Below are 16,915 nucleotides of genomic sequence, written 5' to 3' on the forward strand. Positions count from 1 at the left end.
CGTACGCCCGTGGGTCAGGCGCCGCCGGTGTGGACCTGGAAGGCCGCCCGGCGGACCGCTTTGGCCAGGGCGGGGTCGGGGTGGGCGGCGGCCAGCGCGACCAGGACCTGCACGGTGCGCGGGTGGCCGACCGCGCGGACCTCGTCCAGCAGCCGGGGGACGGTGGTGCGCACGGCCGAGTCGAGGTGGCGGGCCAGCAGCTCCGCCTCGCCGTGGTCGGCGATGGCGGCCGCCGTGTCCACCCAGAGCCAGGTCGACTCCTCGGCCGTGAGGACCTCCTGGGCCTCGTCCGGGTCGACCCCGTCGTGCTCGGCGAGCCACAGCAGGGCGTAGGGGCGCAGCGCGGGTTCGCGCACGGCGGCGCGGACCTCGGGTTCGGCGGGCGCGCCGACCACGCGCAGGGCCTCGAAGGCCAGGCCGCGCAGGAGGGCGTCCTCGCCCCGCGCGGCGTGCAGCAGCTCGCTGACGGCGTGCCCGACGGGGCGGGCGGCGAGCCAGGCCCGGTACTCGGCACGGGCCGGTCCCGGGGTGAGCCGGGCGCAGCCGTGGAGCATGGCGGCGGCGGACTGCTCGATGTTCCCGGCCGGGCTCTGCGCGGCGACGCAGATCTGCTCCAGTTTGACCCAGACGGCCCAGCTGCCGAGGGGGGTGAGGGTGGCCCGTGCGGGGCCCAGGGTGACGGCGTCGACCGCGGCGAGGCCGCCGAGCGCCCAGCGCAGCAGCCGGGCGAGCGGGAGGGGGCGGGGTTCGGCGGGGGCGGCTTCGCCTGCCGTTTCCCGGGTGCCGGCGGGGTCGCCGGCGTAGGGGACCTCGCAGCGTTCGTCGCGGAGTTCGGTGACGCGCTGACCGAGGAGGTCCAGCAGGTCGGGGACGGTCACGGGGCCGGCCGACAACTGGAGCAGGGAGAGCAGCTGGGGCATCGCCTCGACGACCTCGGCGACGGCCCCGGGGGCGATGTCGGCGGGGGCGGGGTGGACGAGCGACCAGGCGTCGAAGAGGGCGACCCAGCCGCGCAGGACCGCGGTGTCGTCCCGGTCCCAGGCGCGCAGGCGCCAGCCGGGGCGGGCGTGGCCGCCGTGCACCTCGACGAGGCCGGAGAGCCGGGCGCGGTCCCAGCCGACCCGGATCTGGCCGTGTGTCAGGCGCAGTTCCCCGGCGGCCCGTTCCACGTCGGAGGCGGGCAGCGCGCCCGCGGGTGCGGGGCGGCCGCCGTCGCCCGCACCGAGGTTCAGCTCGGCCCAGCGGGCCAGCCGTACCGCGTCGGCGAGGGAGGCGCGGGCCCTGTTCGCCAGGTCTGCCGTAGCGGGGGTGCCCGCCGGCGGCCGGGGGGCCGGCCGGGTTCGCCGGTCGGTCACCGCCTTGCGCGCCGTGGCGACGGAGCGCGGGGAGACGAGTCGGAGTCTGGAGTCGCGAGCCAACTGCTCATCAGGCTTTCGGGACGTCACGGAAGCAGTCTCGCCCGTCACTGGCCGAAAGCCCAAACGGAACCAGGCGTTTCCACAGGTCACGGGGTGGACGAAGCGGGACAAACGTGCCACCCTGCCCCGTCCGCCACATCCCCTTCACCCCGGCACCACACAGCCCGCCCGACAGTCCGTCACATTCCGGACACGGGAGTGCCCCACGGGGCCCCGCGGGGCCCCTACATGAGAGGGGTGAGGAAGCGGCGCAGCGCCTCCTCGTACCCGGCCGGGTCGGCGTTCCACATCGCCCCGTGCGGGGCGGCCGCGACCGTGTGCAGGGTGATCAGGCCGGGCCGGGCGGCGGCCAGCCGCCGGGAGGGCTCCCACGGGGCGAGCACGTCGTCGGGCCCGTGGAAGATCAGCACCGGGACGCGCAGGGCGGCCGGGTCCGCGCCCGGCGGGCGGCGGTCCGCGCGCAGCCCCGCGCGGCCCTCCGCGGCCCGTACCGCGAGCGGGAGCAGGGGGCGCGGGACGTGCCGGGCCGCGGCGAGGGCCCGCAGGGTGGCGTGCCAGTCCAGGACGGGCGAGTCCAGCACCAGTCCGGAGATCCGGTCGGCCAGGGCGGAGCGTTCGACGGCGTGCAGGGCCATCGTGGCCCCGGTGGACCAGCCGTGCAGGATCACCCGCCGGGCTCCGTAGCGCAGGGCGTAGCGGATGGCGGCGTCCAGGTCCCGCCATTCCGATTCGCCGAGGTGGCCGAGGCCGTCCGGGGAGGCGGGGGCGCCGAGGTCGCCCCGGTAGGCGAGGTCGAGGACCGGGAGGTGGTGGCGGTGCAGGAAGGGCATGAGGACCATCGGGTGCTCGCGGCCGGTGCCGAGCCCGTGCACGGTGATCACCCAGGTGTCCCGGGCCGCGGGCACGAACCAGGCGGGCAGGGCCCCGAGCTCGCCGGGGACGTCCACGTCGGCGTGTTCGAGGCCGAGCGCGGAGCGCGGGTTGCCCAGGTACACCTGGGGGGTGAGCGTGACGCGGCTGCCGGGTTCCAGGCTGCCGTGGGTGACGGCGAGCAGGCGGCGCACGACGGTGTCCGGGCCGTGCGGGACGTCGGGGAGGACGGGGCCGACCACCGCGTGCACGCCGGGCGCGGTCAGTCCGTACGTACCGGGGCGCAGGGAGGCCAGCGAACGGGTGAGGGTGATCCGGCCCGGGTCGGTGGAGTGGACGCTCAGCCGGGGCCCGCCGGGCAGGGGGCGCCCGGGTTCGGGCCGCAGGGCGGCGTCGGCGGCGTACCGGCCGGCCGCGACAGCGGCTGCTCCGGCACCGATCAGGGTCGTCGTGACGGCCGCTGCCGTCGCTGTGGCGGTACGCACGGCTCCAGTGTCGAGGCGGTGTGGCGCGGGGGCCACCGGAGGTGATCCTTCCGCGCTCGCGGCGCGCACAACCGGAACGGGTGAGCAGGCGAGCCGGCACGCCTGCCGGGGAGCGGGCGCACGAGGGGCTCCAGGACGTGATCTGGGTCTCTTCCGGGGCGCCTTCGGCAGGGACACCCGTACCGGAAGACCTTTCGGGAGGGGTGTGTTCACCCGGCCCTGACGTGCACCAATCGCTATATTCACGGTGGAATCGGGGCGAAGGTCCCGATCATGCGCCGCCCGCGGACACCACTCGGCCCGACCCAGTTCACCTTCCGTTCATCCAGGTTGCCTACGGTCGCCGAGCCACTGACGTCAAACAGAAGCCTGGGTAAATGGAGCACATAACGCTTCTCCTCGGGATCGTGATCATCACCGCTCTCGTGTTCGACTTCACGAACGGTTTCCACGACACGGCCAACGCGATGGCCACCACCATCTCGACCGGCGCCCTCAAGCCCAAGACTGCGGTGGCGATGTCCGCCGTGCTGAACCTCGTCGGCGCGTTCATGTCCGTGGAGGTCGCCAAGACGATCTCCAAGGGCCTGGTCAACGAGGAAGGCATCCAGCCAGAGGTGATCTTCGCCGCCCTGGTGGGCGCGATCCTCTGGAACCTCGTCACCTGGCTGGTCGGACTGCCCTCCAGCTCCTCCCACGCCCTCATGGGCGGCCTGATCGGCGCCGCGGTCGCCTCCGCCGGCATCGGCGCGGTCAACGGCAGCGTCGTCGTGACGAAGGTGCTGATCCCCGCGATCGCCGCCCCGATCGTCGCCGGTGTCGCCGCGATGCTGGCCGCGAAGCTCACGTACAAGCTGGGCCACAACGTCGGCGAGAAGACCTCCGCCAAGGGGTACCGCGCCGGCCAGATCGCCTCGGCCGGTCTCGTCTCCCTCGCGCACGGCACCAACGACGCGCAGAAGACGATGGGCATCATCACCCTGGCGCTCGTCGCCGGGAACGCCCTGCCCGCCGGGGCCAACCCGCCGGTCTGGGTCATCGTCTCCGCCGGCCTGGCCATCGCGATGGGCACCTACCTGGGCGGCTGGCGCATCATCCGCACCATGGGCAAGGGCCTCACCGACCTCCAGCCGCAGCAGGGCTTCGCCGCCCAGACCTCGGCCGCGAGCGTCATCCTGGCCTCCTCCACCCTCGGCTTCTCCCTCTCCACCACCCACGCGTGCTCCGGCGCCGTCATGGGTTCCGGCCTGGGACGCAAGGGCGGCGTGGTCCGCTGGTCCACCGCCACCCGCATGTTCATCGCCTGGGGCCTGACCCTGCCCGCCGCGGCCCTCGTCGCCGCCGGCGCCGAGCTGGTCATGCGCACGGGTGACGTCGGCATCGCCGCGGTCACCGTCTTCCTGGTCGCCTCCTGCTTCGCCATCTGGGTCATCTCCCGCCGCCAGGTCGTCGACCACCACAACGTCAACGAGGTGGAGACCGCCACCACGACGGACGAGCCCGGTGTCGTCACCACGGCCATGGCCGCCGTCACCGTCCCGCCGACCACCGCCGCGGCCGGTACCACCGCCGCCGTGACCGACGAGGACCTCAAGGCCACCATCCCGGCCTCGACGGCGACCCCGACGACCCCCGCGGCTCCGGCCGCGGCGGTCTGACCCCGAGAACGACAGAGGTATCAGCGGCATGAACATCGACTGGGCATCGCTCGGCTCCGTCTTCGGAGTCAGCCTCTCCGCCACCGTCGCCCTCGTGGCCCTCTTCACCCTGGGCCTGGTGGGCCTCTCCAAGCACGAGGCCGCCACCGAGCACGGCGGGACCGCGGCCCTGGCGCGCACCGGCGCCTACGCCTGCTTCGCGCTGTGCGCGGCGGCCGTGTCGTACGGGATCTACCTGATCGTCGCCTGACACGACGTGTCCGAAGCTCCCTCCGGGTCCTCCCGGAGGGAGCTTTCGCGTACCCCCGGTGCGCCCCCCGCCCGAACCCGCCGCAGGTCAACGGCAAGTTGACGGGCGTTCGCGGTGCGTGGTGGACTGCCCGAGCCAATACGGCGGCATGGAAGAGGAAGTCCGGTGCGAATCCGGCGCGGTCCCGCCACTGTCACCGGGTCAGCGCACGCGGTGCGCGGCCCCGGGAGCCAGGAACTCTCGCCGCCGGACACGTCGAACCAGGGCGCGGACCCTGAGTGAGGACATACCTGCCACCATGCGTGCCGACCGCGTCTTCGCGTACGGCGCCACGGCGGGCCTGATCGGCGACCGGATCCTCGGGGATCCGCGCCGCGGGCACCCCGTGGCCGCCTTCGGAACCGCCGCCGCCGCCGTCGAACGCGCCCTGTGGCGCGACGACCGCGGCCGTGGCGTCCTCCACGCCCTCGTGTGCGCGGGGGGCGCGGCCGCCGTCGGTGCGCTGGCCGCCCGCGCCGTGCGCTCCCGGCCCGCGGCCGCCCGCGTCGCCCTGACCGCAGCGGCCACGTGGGCCGTCGTCGGCGGCACCTCGCTGGGCCGGGAGGCCCGCGCCATCGGCGGGGCGCTCGCCGCCGGGGACACCGAGGTCGCCCGCGAACGCCTTCCCCACCTGTGCGGGCGCGACCCGGAGTCCCTGGACGGGCAGCAGATGGCCCGGGCCGTCGTCGAGTCCGTCGCGGAGAACACCTCCGACGCGGTCGTGGGGGCCCTGGTGTGGGGGGCCGTCGCCGGGGTGCCCGGGCTGCTGGCCTTCCGCGCCGTGAACACCCTCGACGCCATGGTGGGCCACAAGTCGCCCCGCCACCTGCGCTACGGCTGGGCCTCGGCCCGGCTGGACGACCTGGCCGGCTGGCCCGGGGCCCGGCTGACGGCTCTCGCCGCCGTCGTGGCCGGTCCCGACCGGCGGGGAGCCGTGCGTGCCTGGCGCGCCGACGCCGCCGCCCACCCGAGCCCCAACGCGGGCCCGGTCGAGGCCTCCTTCGCGGGGGCGCTCGGTGTCCGGCTCGGCGGGACGCTGGCCTACGGCGGACGGACCGAGCACCGTGCCGTGCTGAACGGCGCGGCCGGCCGGCCGGTGGAGGTCGCCGACATCGAGCGGGCCGTCCGGCTGTCGCGGCGGGTGACCTGGCTGGCGCTGGGCGCCTGCGCCCTGGCCCGGACCGCCGCCACCCGGACACTGGTCTCGCGTACGACACGGAGGGGGCGCGCATGAGCGGCGCGAAGCGCGGCGGCGGACTGCTGGTCGCCGGTACGACGTCGGACGCGGGCAAGAGCGTCGTCACGGCGGGCATCTGCCGGTGGCTGGCCCGGCAGGGGGTGAAGGTGGCCCCCTTCAAAGCCCAGAACATGTCCCTGAACTCGTTCGTGACCCGGGAGGGCGCCGAGATCGGCCGGGCCCAGGCCATGCAGGCCCAGGCGGCGCGGGTGGAACCGACCGCCCTGATGAACCCGGTGCTGCTCAAGCCCGGCGGCGACCAGAGCAGCCAGGTGGTGCTGCTGGGCAAGCCGGTCGGCGAGATGAGCGCGCGCGGGTTCTTCGGGAGCGCGGGCCCCGGCTCGGCGTCCCCCGGGCCGGCGGAGCCCGGCGGACACCGGGAACGGCTCCTCGGCGTCGTCACGGACTGCCTGGAGCGGCTGCGGGGCACGTATGACGCCGTGATCTGCGAGGGGGCGGGCAGTCCGGCCGAGATCAACCTGCGCCGGACCGACATCGTGAACATGGGCATCGCGCGGGCCGCGCGCTTCCCCGTCGTCGTGGTCGGGGACATCGACCGGGGCGGCGTCTTCGCGTCCTTCTTCGGCACGACCGCGCTGCTGTCCCCCGAGGACCAGTCGCTGATCGCCGGGTACCTCGTCAACAAGTTCCGGGGCGACGTCTCCCTGCTGGAGCCCGGCATGGAGATGCTGCGCGGGCTCACGGGCCGGGCGACGTACGGGGTGCTGCCGTTCCGGCACGGGCTGGGCATCGACGAGGAGGACGGTCTGCGGGTATCGCTGCGCGGAGCCGTACGGGAGTCCCTGGTGGCACCGCCGGTCGGCGAGGACGTGCTGCGGGTCGCGGTGTGCGCGGTGCCGCTCATGTCGAACTTCACCGACGTCGACGCCCTCGCCGCCGAGCCGGGCGTGGTCGTGCGGTTCGTGGACCGGGCCGAGGAACTCGCCGACGCCGACCTGGTCGTGGTCCCGGGCACGCGCGGCACCGTGAAGGCGCTGGCCTGGCTGCGCGAGCGGGGCCTCGCCGGCGCGCTGGCGCGGCGGGCCGCCGAGGGCCGTCCGGTGCTGGGCATCTGCGGCGGCTTCCAGGTGCTCGGCGAGCACATCGAGGACGAGGTCGAATCCCGGGCCGGCGCGGTGGACGGCCTCGGCCTGCTGCCCGTACGGGTCCGGTTCGCGCGGGAGAAGACCCTGGCGCGGCCTTCCGGATCGGCGCTGGGCGAGCCCGTCGAGGGGTACGAGATCCATCACGGCGTCGCCGAGGTGCTGGGCGGGGAGCCGTTCCTGGACGGCTGCCGGGTCGGGGCCGTGTGGGGGACGCACTGGCACGGCTCGCTGGAGTCGGACGGCTTCCGCCGGGCCTTCCTGCGGGAGGTGGCCGCGGCCGCCGGGAGGCGCTTCGTCCCGGCCCCTGACACCTCGTTCGGTCTGCTGCGCGAGGAACAGCTCGACCTGCTGGGCGACCTGATCGAGGAGCACGCCGACACCGGGGCGCTGCTGCGGCTGATCGAGTCGGGCGCACCGGACGGGCTGCCGTTCCTGCCGCCGGGTGCGCCGTGACGCACCGCCGCGTCCCCGGGGACGCGTACCCGAACACCCATAGGACCGAGGGCCGCCGCCGCTCGACGAGCGGCCGGCGCAGTCCACTCGAAGGAGTGATCAGCGGATGAGCAGCACCCACTTCCCGTTCACGGCGGTGGTCGGCCAGGACGACCTGCGGCTGGCGCTGCTGCTGAACGCCGTCAGCCCCGCGGTCGGCGGTGTGCTCGTGCGCGGCGAGAAGGGGACCGCCAAGTCCACCGCCGTGCGCGCGCTGTCCGCGCTGCTGCCGCAGGTGGACGTGGTGGCCGGCTGCCGGTTCTCCTGCGCGCCCGCCGCGCCCGACCCGGACTGCCCGGACGGCCCCCACGGGCCCGGACCCGGTGCCGCGCGCCCCGCGCGGATGGTGGAGCTGCCGGTCGGCGCCTCGGAGGACCGCCTCGTCGGCGCCCTCGACATCGAGCGGGCCCTCGCCGAGGGCGTGAAGGCCTTCGAGCCCGGTCTGCTCGCCGACGCGCACCGCGGCATCCTGTACGTCGACGAGGTCAACCTCCTGCACGACCACCTGGTGGACGTCCTCCTCGACGCCGCCGCGATGGGCGCCTCGTACGTGGAGCGCGAGGGCGTCTCCGTGCGGCACGACGCCCGCTTCCTGCTCGTCGGCACCATGAACCCCGAGGAGGGCGAGCTCCGGCCGCAGCTCCTGGACCGCTTCGGGCTGACGGTGGAGGTCGCGGCCTCCCGCGAACCCGCCCTGCGCGTCGAGGTGGTGCGCCGGCGGCTCGCCTACGAGGACGACCCCGCGGGCTTCGCGGGCCGCTGGGCCGGGGACGAGCACGAGGTGCGGGCCCGGGTCGTGGCCGCGCGGGCCCTGCTCCCGAAGGTGGTGCTCGACGACACGGCGCTGCTCCGGATCGCCGCCACCTGCGCCGGGTTCGAGGTCGACGGCATGCGCGCCGACATCGTGATGGCCCGTACGGCGACCGCCCTGGCGGCGTGGGCCGGGCGGACCGCCGTCCGCAAGGAGGACGTGCGGCAGGCGGCGCTGCTGGCGCTCCCGCACCGGCGCCGGCGCAACCCGTTCGACGCCCCCGGCCTCGACGAGGACAAGCTCGACGAGATCCTGGACGGCTTCCCCGACGACGAGCCGGAACCCGAGCCCGACCCGGAGCCCGAGGGTCCGGACGACGACGGCCCCGAGGGCGGCCCTGACGGCGGTCCCGACGGCGGCGGCGCGCCCCCGCGCGGCGATGGCCCCGAGCAGCCGGAGCGCCACACGGAGCCGCCGGTGTCCGAGGACGACACGGCCGACGCGGCCGACGCGGAAGCCCCGCAGTCCCCCGAACCGCAGCCCGCCCAGGGCGAAGCGGGGGCCGACGGGCCCGAACAGGCCGCGGTACGGGCCTCCGAGCCGTTCCGGACCCGGATGCTCAGCGTGCCCGGCCTCGGCGAGGGCGGCGCGGCCGGCCGGCGCTCGCGGGCCCGTACCGCGCACGGGCAGACGACCGGCGCCCGGCGCCCCCGGGGCCAGCTGACGAAGCTGCACCTGGCGGCGACCGTCCAGGCGGCCGCCCCGCACCAGCGGGCGCGCGGGCGCAGCGGACCCGGCCTCGTCGTGCGCAAGGACGACCTGCGGCAGGCGACCCGCGAGGGCCGCGAGGGCAACCTGGTGCTGTTCGTCGTCGACGCCTCGGGCTCGATGGCCGCCCGGCAGCGGATGAGCGCGGTCAAGGGTGCCGTCCTGTCCCTGCTGCTGGACGCCTACCAGCGCCGGGACAAGGTCGGCCTGGTCACCTTCCGGGGTGGCGCGGCGGAGCTGGCGCTGCCGCCGACCTCGTCCGTGGACGCCGCCGCGGCGCGGCTGGAGCGGCTGCCCACCGGCGGCCGCACCCCGCTGGCCGCCGGACTGCTGAAGGCCCGCGAGGTCCTGCGGATCGAGCGGCTGCGCGATCCCTCGCGGCGGCCGCTGCTCGTCGTCGTCACCGACGGCCGGGCCACGTCGGCCGGCGGTGTGGGCGGTTCGGCGGCCGGGACGCCCCGCGAGCTGTCCGAGCGCGCCGCCCGGCTGCTCGGGTCGGAGGGGGTCACCTCGGTGGTCGTCGACTGCGAGAGCGGCCCGGTCCGGCTGGGGCTGGCCGGGGTGCTGGCCGCGGACCTCGGCGGTCCCTCCGTCACGCTCGACGGGCTGCGGGCAGACTCGCTGGCCGGGCTCGTGAAGAACGTCCGCACCTCAGTGACTTCCCCCGCTTCCCACAGCAGCAACAGGAGGGCCGCGTAATGCCTCAGGGACAGCCGTCCGTCGTTCCGGACGACGGACTCACGACGCGTCAGCGCCGCAACCGTCCGCTCGTCTTCGTCCACACCGGCCCGGGCAAGGGCAAGTCGACGGCCGCCTTCGGGCTGGCGCTGCGCGCCTGGAACCAGGGCTGGCCGATCGGGGTGTTCCAGTTCGTCAAGTCGGCGAAGTGGAAGGTCGGCGAGGAGAACGCGCTCAAGGCGCTCGGGGAGACCGGCAAGGGCGGCAGCGTCGTCTGGCACAAGATGGGCGAGGGCTGGTCCTGGGTCCAGCGCGACGCGCAGCTCGACAACGAGCAGGCCGCCAAGGAGGGCTGGGAGCAGGTCAAGCGCGACCTGGCCGCCGAGACGCACAAGCTGTACGTCCTCGACGAGTTCGCGTACCCGATGCACTGGGGCTGGATCGACGTGGACGAGGTCATCGAGGTGCTGCGGAACCGTCCCGGCACCCAGCACGTGGTGATCACGGGCCGCAACGCGCCGGAGAAGCTGGTGGAGTTCGCCGACCTGGTCACGGAGATGACCAAGGTCAAGCACCCGATGGACACCGGCCAGAAGGGCCAGAGAGGCATCGAGTGGTGACGTCCGTGAACGTGCCCCGGCTGGTGATCGCCGCGCCGTCCTCCGGCAGCGGCAAGACCACCGTGGCGACGGGCCTGATGGCGGCCTTCGCGGAGCGCGGCCTCGCCGTGTCCCCGCACAAGGCCGGGCCCGACTACATCGACCCGGGCTACCACGCGCTGGCCACCGGCCGCCCGGGCCGCAACCTCGACGCCTTCATGTGCGGGCCGGAACTGGTCGCCCCGCTGTTCGCGCACGGCTCCGCCGGGTGCGACCTCGCCGTGGTCGAGGGCGTGATGGGCCTGTACGACGGGGCCGCGGGACGGGGTGAGCTGGCCTCGACGGCCCAGGTCGCGAAGCTGCTGCGGGCGCCGGTGGTGCTGGTCGTGGACGCTTCCTCGCAGTCGCGTTCGGTGGCGGCGCTGGTCCACGGCTTCGCCTCGTTCGACCCGCAGGTCCGCCTCGGCGGGGTGATCCTCAACAAGGTGGGTTCCGACCGGCACGAGGTGATGCTCCGGGAGGCGCTGGAGGAGGCCGGGATGCCGGTCCTCGGCGTGCTGCGGCGGGCTCCCCAGGTGGCGACCCCGTCCCGGCACCTGGGCCTGGTCCCGGTCGCCGAGCGGCGTACGGACGCGGTGGACGCCGTGGCGGCGCTGGCCGAACAGGTCCGGGCCGGCTGTGACCTGGAGGCGCTGCTGGCGCTGGCCCGGACGGCGCCGGCCCTGGAGTGCGAACCCTGGTCGCCGGGGGCGGCCCTGGCACAGGACGCGCCGCCGGATGCGGAAGGCGTCCGGGGGCGGCCCGTCGTCGCCGTCGCGGGCGGGGCCGCGTTCACGTTCTCGTACGCCGAGCACGCGGAACTGCTCACCGCCGCGGGGGCGCGCGTCGTCACCTTCGACCCGCTGCGGGACGAGGCGCTGCCCGAGGGCACGGCCGGCCTGGTGATCGGGGGCGGGTTCCCCGAGGTGTACGCGCCGGAGCTGTCCGCCAACGAGCCGCTGCGCGGGGCCGTCGCCGCGTTCGCCGCGGCGGGCGGGCCGGTCGCCGCCGAGTGCGCCGGGCTGCTGTACCTGGCCCGGACCCTGGACGGGAAGCCGATGTGCGGGGTGCTCGACGCGGACGCCCGGATGTCGGAGCGGCTGACGCTGGGCTACCGCGAGGCGGTCGCGGTGTCCGACAGCGCCCTCGCCGCCGCCGGTACCCGGCTGCGCGGGCACGAGTTCCACCGGACGGTGATCGAGCCGGGCGCCGGCTCCGCGCCGGCCTGGGGGTTCACCCGTCCGGAACGCCGGGTCGAGGGCTTCGTACGGGACGGGGTACACGCCAGCTACCTGCACACCCACTGGGCGGCCCGGCCGTCCGTGGCCCGCCGGTTCGCGGAAGCCGCGGCGCGGCACCGGTGACCGGCCGGTGAGTTCACTCCGCCAGGCCGACGACGAGCCAGATCCCGGCCACCCCGCCCACCGTGCACATCAGCGTGGACAGGGCGGGGTGTTCGTGGTGCGCCTCGGGCAGGATCTCGGCGGCCGCCAGGTACAGCAGGACCCCGCCGAAGAAACCGAGGTACGCCCCCAGAGGTTCCTCCGGAAGGGTGAACAGCAAGGTGGACGCGGCGCCGACGACCGGCGCGGCGGCGTCCGCGAACAGCATCATCAGGGCCTTGCGGCGGTCGTTCCCGTACAGCCGGGTGAGCGTGTACGTGTTGAACCCGTCGGCGAAGTCGTGGGTGACGACGGCCAGGGCGACGGCGAGGCCCATGCCGCCGCCTACCTGGAAGGCGGCGCCCAGCGCGACCCCGTCGGCGAGGCTGTGGCCGACCATCGCGGCGGCCGCCGTGAGCCCGACCTGCGGGACCCGGGTCCCGTCCTCGGCGCCGTGCGCGGCCTGGCGCACGGCCAGCAGGCGCTCCACGACGTGGGCGACGAGGAAGCCGGCCACGAACAGCAGCAGGGCGAGCGGCACGCCGAACACCTCGCTGCCCGCCGCGTGCATCGCCTCGGGGAGCAGGTCGAGGCCGACGACGCCGAGCATCAGCCCTCCGGCCAGGCCCAGCACGAGGTGGCGGCGGTCGGTGACGCGTTGCGCCGTCCATCCGCCCGCCAGCGTCATCAGGAACGCGCCCAACGCCACGATCACCGCCATGTGCCCCTGAATACCGACTGCGGGACGTACGCGCACTTCCGTGCGCGGGTGGCGGGCGACACCGTGTTGACGAAGGACCGCGGCCGCCGGCGGGCGGCGGAAAGCGGACGACAGAGGACGGGTGCCGGGCGGGAGACCGCGACCGGATCCGTGACGAAGGAGGGAGGACCCCGGTGGGCGAGTACGTGACACGGCTGGTGGTCGGGGTCGGCGGACGCGCGGGGGTGTCCGTGGCGGAGGTCTGCGCGCTGGTCGAGGAGACCCTGCGCGGGGCCGGGCTGACCGCGGAGGCGGTGACGGCGCTGGCCACGGTGGAGACGAAGGCCTCGGAGCCGGGCATCACGGGTGCGGCGGAACGTTTCGGCGTGCCGTTGATCGGCTACCCCGCCGAGGAACTCGCGCGGATCTCCGTACCGCATCCCTCGGCCGCCGTGCGCGAGGCCGCCGGTACCGCCTCCGTCGCGGAGGCGGCGGCGCTGGCGGGCGGCGGGGAACTGCTGGTGCCCAAGCGCCGTTCGGTGGCGGCGACCTGCGCCGTGGCCACCGTCCAGCCGCACGACCTGCGCCACCACGGTGACGCGGAAGTGCTGGACGCGGGCGGCGCACTGGTCGACCTGGCCGTCAACGTACGGGCGGACACGCCGCCGGAGTGGCTCAGGGAACGGATCGCGGCCTGCCTCGGGGACCTCGCCGCCTACCCGGACGGCCGGGCGGCCCGCGCGGCCGTCGCGGCACGGCACGGGCTGCCGGCCGAGCGGGTGCTGCTGACGGCGGGGGCGGCGGAGGCGTTCGTGCTGATCGCGCGGGCCCTGGACGCCGTACGTCCCGTGGTGGTGCACCCGCAGTTCACCGAACCGGAGGCGGCCCTGAGGGACGCCGGCCGGCGGGTGGAGCGGGTGGTCCTGCGGGCGGCGGACGGCTTCCGGCTGGATCCGGCGGACGTGCCGGAGGAGGCGGACCTGGTGGTGGTCGGCAACCCCACCAACCCGACGTCCGTCCTGCATCCGGCCGCCACCTTGGCCGCGCTGGCCCGGCCGGGCCGGATCCTCGTCGTCGACGAGGCGTTCATGGACGCCGTCCCGGGCGAGCGGGAGGCCCTCGCCGGCCGGCTCGACGTGCCGGGCCTGGTGGTGCTGCGCAGCCTGACCAAGACGTGGGGGCTGGCCGGGCTGCGGATCGGCTACGTCCTGGCGGAGCCGGAGGTGATCGCGAAGCTGGCCGCCGCGCAGCCGCTGTGGCCCGTGTCGACCCCGGCGCTGGTCGCGGCCGAGGCCTGCCTCGCACCGCCCGCGCTGGCCGAGGCGGAGGCCGCCGCACGGCGGGTCGCCGTGGACCGGGCGCACCTGCTGGCCGGGCTCGCGGAGTTCGACGAGGTCACGGTGGTGGGGGAAGCGGAGGGGCCGTTCGTCCTGATCCGGGTGGAGGGGGCGGGGGAGGTCCGGACCCGGCTGCGCGCGCTCGGCTTCGCGGTCCGGCGGGGGGACACCTTCCCGGGCCTCGACGACTCCTGGCTCCGCCTCGCCGTCCGCGACCGCGCCACGACGGGCCGCCTGCTCCAGGCCCTGGACCACGCGCTCGCCCTGTCCGCGCGCTGACCCCGCCCGGCCCTGGCGCGAGCGGAACCGGGGCGGGCGCGAGGACCCGGCGAGGCCGGGTCCGGCGGGCGGGGAGCCGGGCCCCGGGGGCGGCCGGCGCGGGGCGCGCCTACGATGGGCGCGTTCGGCGGTGACGACGGGGGGCGGCCATGAAGGCATCGGCGCGGATGGGGGCGGCCCTGGCCGGGCTCGTGGTGGTGGGGGGCGCGGCCGTCTACGCCGTACCGGTCCTGCTGGACGGGGGCGGCGGGAGCGCCGCCGACCAGCGCTTCGGCGGCAGGCCCGGCACGACCGAACCCGGCCCGGCGGCGAGCGGCGGCGGCGCCGTGTCCGGGAAGCCGTTCACCCTGGTGGCGACGGGCGACATCATCCCGTACCCGTCGATCGTCCAGCGGTCGGCGGACGACGCCGGCAAGGCGGGCGAGTACGACTTCCGCAAGATACTCGCCGGGGTCAAACCCCTGGTGTCCGCCGCCGACCTGGCGATATGCCACCACGAGATACCGTACGGGCGGCCCGGCGGCCCCTACACCGGGTACCCCACCTTCAAGGCCCCCCACCAGCTGGCCGACGCCCTCAAGGACGCCGGGTACGACAGCTGCTCGACCGCCTCGAACCACACCCTGGACGACGGCTACGACGGCCTCGTCCGCACCCTCGACCACCTCGACCGGGTCGGGATCCCCCACGTCGGTTCCGCCCGCAGCGCCGAGGAGGCCAAGGCCCCCGCCCTGCTCGCGGCGGGCGGCGCGAAGGTCGCCCAGTTGTCGTACACCTACGGCACCAACGGCATCCCGCTCCCCGCGGGCAAGCCGTGGGCGGTCAACCTCATCGACCAGGACCGCATCGTCGCCGACGCCCGGGCGGCCCGGGCCGCCGGCGCGAACGTGGTGGTGCTCAGCGTCCACTGGGGCACCGAGTGGCAGACCGCCCCCGACCAGCAGCAGCGCGAACTGGCGCAGGCCCTGACCGCCTCGCGTTCGGCGGACGGCCTCCCCGACATCGATCTCGTCATCGGCACGCACAACCACGTGCCCCAGCCCTACGAGAAGATCAACGGCACCTGGGTGGTCTTCGGCATGGGCGACCAGGTCGCCAGCTTCGTTCCGGCCGACAAACTGCGCGGCAACCAGTCCTCGGTCCCCCGGTTCACCTTCTCGCCGTCGGCGGAGCGTCCGGGACGCTGGGAGGTGGTGAAGGCCGAGTACCTCACGCAGTACTCGGACATGGGGCCCCCGTTCCGGGTGGTCTGCGCCTCCTGCGCGGCCTCCGACACCGCCCTCCCGGCGGCGAAGCGCTCCGAGTACGGGCGCGTCGACCGGCAGGTCACCGAGGCCGTGACCTCGCGCGGTGCGACCGCGCAGGGTCTGGAGCACGCCACCCGCTGAGGGCCCCGGCCGCGGCTCGGGGCCTTCGGACCGGCCGGCGTCACGCGTCCTGTGCGGACTTGCCGCGCCGGGTCACGACGAGCGCGCCGCCGCCGATGCCGAGCAGGAGCAGCGCGCCGCCCGCCACGTACGGGGTCACCGAACCGGCCCCGGTCTCGGCGAGGTTGGCCTGTGTGACGGCCGGCTTGGTGCCCGTCCCGGTCTGCTGCTTGACGTCCGGCTTCACCGCCGCGGGTGTGGCCGAGGGGCTGGGGGCCGGGCCGGCCGGGGAGGTGCAGTGCGCCTCGGCGAGCACGATCTCGCCCTCGACCTCCGCGACGTTCAGCTTCAGCGGGTTCACCGACACCTTGAGCTTCAGTGCGGCCGCGGCGGCCGTGGTGGAGGTGGTCTCGGTCCCGGACAGCTCCAGGGTGACCACGCCCACGCCGGGGACCTCCAGGCGGGTGGGACCGCCGGCGGACAGGGTGACCTTCTTGCCGAGGGCGGTCACCGTCCCGAGGACGTTCGAGGTGGCCACGGGCTTCTTGCCCGCCTCGCAGACGGCCTTCGAGGTGACCTTCTCCACCTCGACGAGGGAGAGCTTGGGCAGGCCCGGCACGTGTACCCGGGCCTTGGCGAGGTTCGCCTCCGCCTCGGCCCGCTTCTTGTCGGCGGTCGCCTTGGAGGTGGCGACCTCGGCCTGGAGGACGCTGACCGGCTGCCCCTGGTCGACCCCGTCGAGGGTCACGGTGAGGGCGGTCTTCTGGGCCGTCTCCGGGGCGCTGACCTCGTTGAGGGTGGTCTTCAGCGGTACGTTGACGGCCTTGTTGAGCAGGCTCACGTCCAGTCCGGTCCGCAGGACGACGGCGCCGGAGCTGCCTTCGCTCCCGCCGCCGGTGCCGCCCGTGGCGAGGGCGGGCGGAGCGGTGAGGAGGGCGACCGCCCCCGCGGCGAGCAGGGCGGCCGCGGGCATGCGGAAGGTGTTGCTGTTCAAGGTGGTGGAACCCCCGGGGAGATGGGTGCCGTCGCGCCGCCAATGGGGGACATTGCGCGCGCCGACGGCTTCGACCCTGGGAATTTTTACGCACTGTGAGTGAACGGGCGGCGACCTGGCGTGAGTTCACTCCAACGGGTGGTTTCCACGCACACATTCGATTCATCGCGCCCCACGCGGCACGCGGATGCTCCCCCGTCCCGCCGAAAGGGCGCCTCCCTGCCCTGACGAGGCACTTTCAACGACGCGACGGGCCGCGACGTCACGGCCCGTCAACACCGCGCTCACGCCGCCGGACGGACGGGACTTCGACGACGGGCGACCGGCGCCGGTGCCGTGACAGGAAAGGTCCACCGGATCGCGACGCCCGGCACGGCACTAGGGCCTGTCGTCAAACTCCCGTCTGCCCCGCGACGCCTGGCACGCGCTCTCGCCGCACCGGGCGAAAGCCAAGTACGTCCAGTAC

Annotated in this window: 13 protein-coding genes and 1 riboswitch; of the genes, 9 read left to right on the forward strand and 4 right to left on the reverse strand. The window is 75.2% G+C overall.

Features of this window, described 5'->3' with window-relative positions:
* Nucleotides 1-14: 14 nt before the first annotated feature.
* Together ABZZ17_RS27545 and ABZZ17_RS27550 are read right to left on the reverse strand one after the other, a co-directional pair.
* On the reverse strand, nucleotides 15-1,355 hold the full coding sequence (locus tag ABZZ17_RS27545; RefSeq protein ID WP_356879671.1) for a hypothetical protein: 1,341 nt from the start codon (nucleotides 1,353-1,355) through the stop codon (nucleotides 15-17).
* A gap of 287 nt (nucleotides 1,356-1,642) precedes the next feature.
* Nucleotides 1,643-2,773 carry an alpha/beta fold hydrolase gene (locus ABZZ17_RS27550; RefSeq protein WP_356879647.1) on the reverse strand — a complete coding sequence of 377 codons (1,131 nt, stop codon included), beginning with the start codon at nucleotides 2,771-2,773 and terminating at the stop codon, nucleotides 1,643-1,645.
* A gap of 377 nt (nucleotides 2,774-3,150) precedes the next feature.
* Here ABZZ17_RS27550 and ABZZ17_RS27555 point away from each other — a divergent pair, with 377 nt between their 5' ends.
* The 7 genes from ABZZ17_RS27555 to ABZZ17_RS27585 all read left to right on the forward strand — a co-directional run bounded on the left by ABZZ17_RS27555 (nucleotide 3,151) and on the right by ABZZ17_RS27585 (nucleotide 11,754).
* Nucleotides 3,151-4,431: an inorganic phosphate transporter gene (locus ABZZ17_RS27555; RefSeq protein WP_356879649.1), complete on the forward strand. Its 1,281-nt coding sequence runs from the start codon at nucleotides 3,151-3,153 to the stop codon at nucleotides 4,429-4,431.
* Between the two features lie 28 nt (nucleotides 4,432-4,459).
* A complete protein-coding gene (locus ABZZ17_RS27560) occupies nucleotides 4,460-4,681 on the forward strand; it encodes a hypothetical protein (protein WP_356879651.1) in 222 nt (73 codons plus the stop codon).
* Nucleotides 4,682-4,833: 152 nt separating this feature from the next.
* A riboswitch (cobalamin riboswitch) is annotated at nucleotides 4,834-4,921 on the forward strand.
* Between the two features lie 58 nt (nucleotides 4,922-4,979).
* Entirely contained in the window at nucleotides 4,980-5,954 is a 975-nt protein-coding gene (locus ABZZ17_RS27565; RefSeq protein WP_356879653.1) for a cobalamin biosynthesis protein, read from the forward strand.
* Nucleotides 5,951-7,516 (forward strand): cobyric acid synthase, encoded by a 1,566-nt coding sequence (locus tag ABZZ17_RS27570; RefSeq protein ID WP_356879655.1) that lies wholly within the window; start codon nucleotides 5,951-5,953, stop codon nucleotides 7,514-7,516. Before ABZZ17_RS27565 ends, ABZZ17_RS27570 begins: the two co-directional genes overlap by 4 nt.
* A gap of 106 nt (nucleotides 7,517-7,622) precedes the next feature.
* Nucleotides 7,623-9,773 carry a putative cobaltochelatase gene (locus ABZZ17_RS27575; protein WP_356879657.1) on the forward strand — a complete coding sequence of 717 codons (2,151 nt, stop codon included), beginning with the start codon at nucleotides 7,623-7,625 and terminating at the stop codon, nucleotides 9,771-9,773.
* A complete protein-coding gene (gene cobO, locus ABZZ17_RS27580) occupies nucleotides 9,773-10,372 on the forward strand; it encodes a cob(I)yrinic acid a,c-diamide adenosyltransferase (RefSeq protein ID WP_281206645.1) in 600 nt (199 codons plus the stop codon). Before ABZZ17_RS27575 ends, cobO begins: the two co-directional genes overlap by 1 nt.
* A gap of 5 nt (nucleotides 10,373-10,377) precedes the next feature.
* Nucleotides 10,378-11,754, forward strand: a complete 1,377-nt coding sequence (locus ABZZ17_RS27585) for a cobyrinate a,c-diamide synthase (protein ID WP_356879659.1) — start codon at nucleotides 10,378-10,380, stop codon at nucleotides 11,752-11,754.
* A gap of 13 nt (nucleotides 11,755-11,767) precedes the next feature.
* On the opposite strand, the gene ABZZ17_RS27590 is transcribed toward ABZZ17_RS27585, so the two are convergent.
* Nucleotides 11,768-12,493, reverse strand: a complete 726-nt coding sequence (locus ABZZ17_RS27590) for a ZIP family metal transporter (RefSeq protein ID WP_356879661.1) — start codon at nucleotides 12,491-12,493, stop codon at nucleotides 11,768-11,770.
* A gap of 185 nt (nucleotides 12,494-12,678) precedes the next feature.
* Here ABZZ17_RS27590 and cobC point away from each other — a divergent pair, with 185 nt between their 5' ends.
* Together cobC and ABZZ17_RS27600 are read left to right on the forward strand one after the other, a co-directional pair.
* Nucleotides 12,679-14,088, forward strand: coding sequence for an Rv2231c family pyridoxal phosphate-dependent protein CobC (gene cobC / locus ABZZ17_RS27595; RefSeq protein WP_356879673.1), 1,410 nt, complete (start codon nucleotides 12,679-12,681; stop codon nucleotides 14,086-14,088).
* A 149-nt stretch (nucleotides 14,089-14,237) separates the two neighbouring features.
* Nucleotides 14,238-15,476, forward strand: coding sequence for a CapA family protein (locus tag ABZZ17_RS27600; protein ID WP_356879663.1), 1,239 nt, complete (start codon nucleotides 14,238-14,240; stop codon nucleotides 15,474-15,476).
* 40 nt (nucleotides 15,477-15,516) lie between these two features.
* On the opposite strand, the gene ABZZ17_RS27605 is transcribed toward ABZZ17_RS27600, so the two are convergent.
* On the reverse strand, nucleotides 15,517-16,449 hold the full coding sequence (locus tag ABZZ17_RS27605; protein WP_356879665.1) for an SCO1860 family LAETG-anchored protein: 933 nt from the start codon (nucleotides 16,447-16,449) through the stop codon (nucleotides 15,517-15,519).
* Nucleotides 16,450-16,915 lie beyond the last annotated feature (466 nt).

It is taken from the genome of Streptomyces sp. NPDC006512 (genome assembly GCF_040611935.1).
In the GTDB taxonomy this organism is placed as follows: domain Bacteria; phylum Actinomycetota; class Actinomycetes; order Streptomycetales; family Streptomycetaceae; genus Streptomyces.

Excerpts from the sequence above, each read along its gene's own strand:
- ABZZ17_RS27555 (WP_356879649.1), top strand. The coding sequence starts at position 3,151 with ATGGAGCACATAACGCTTCTCCTCGGGATCGTGATCATCACCGCTCTC.
- ABZZ17_RS27560 (WP_356879651.1), top strand. The coding sequence starts at position 4,460 with ATGAACATCGACTGGGCATCGCTCGGCTCCGTCTTCGGAGTCAGCCTC.
- ABZZ17_RS27565 (WP_356879653.1), top strand. The coding sequence starts at position 4,980 with ATGCGTGCCGACCGCGTCTTCGCGTACGGCGCCACGGCGGGCCTGATC.
- ABZZ17_RS27570 (WP_356879655.1), top strand. The coding sequence starts at position 5,951 with ATGAGCGGCGCGAAGCGCGGCGGCGGACTGCTGGTCGCCGGTACGACG.
- ABZZ17_RS27575 (WP_356879657.1), top strand. The coding sequence starts at position 7,623 with ATGAGCAGCACCCACTTCCCGTTCACGGCGGTGGTCGGCCAGGACGAC.
- cobO (WP_281206645.1), top strand. The coding sequence starts at position 9,773 with ATGCCTCAGGGACAGCCGTCCGTCGTTCCGGACGACGGACTCACGACG.
- ABZZ17_RS27590 (WP_356879661.1), bottom strand. The coding sequence starts at position 12,493 with ATGGCGGTGATCGTGGCGTTGGGCGCGTTCCTGATGACGCTGGCGGGC.
- ABZZ17_RS27600 (WP_356879663.1), top strand. The coding sequence starts at position 14,238 with ATGAAGGCATCGGCGCGGATGGGGGCGGCCCTGGCCGGGCTCGTGGTG.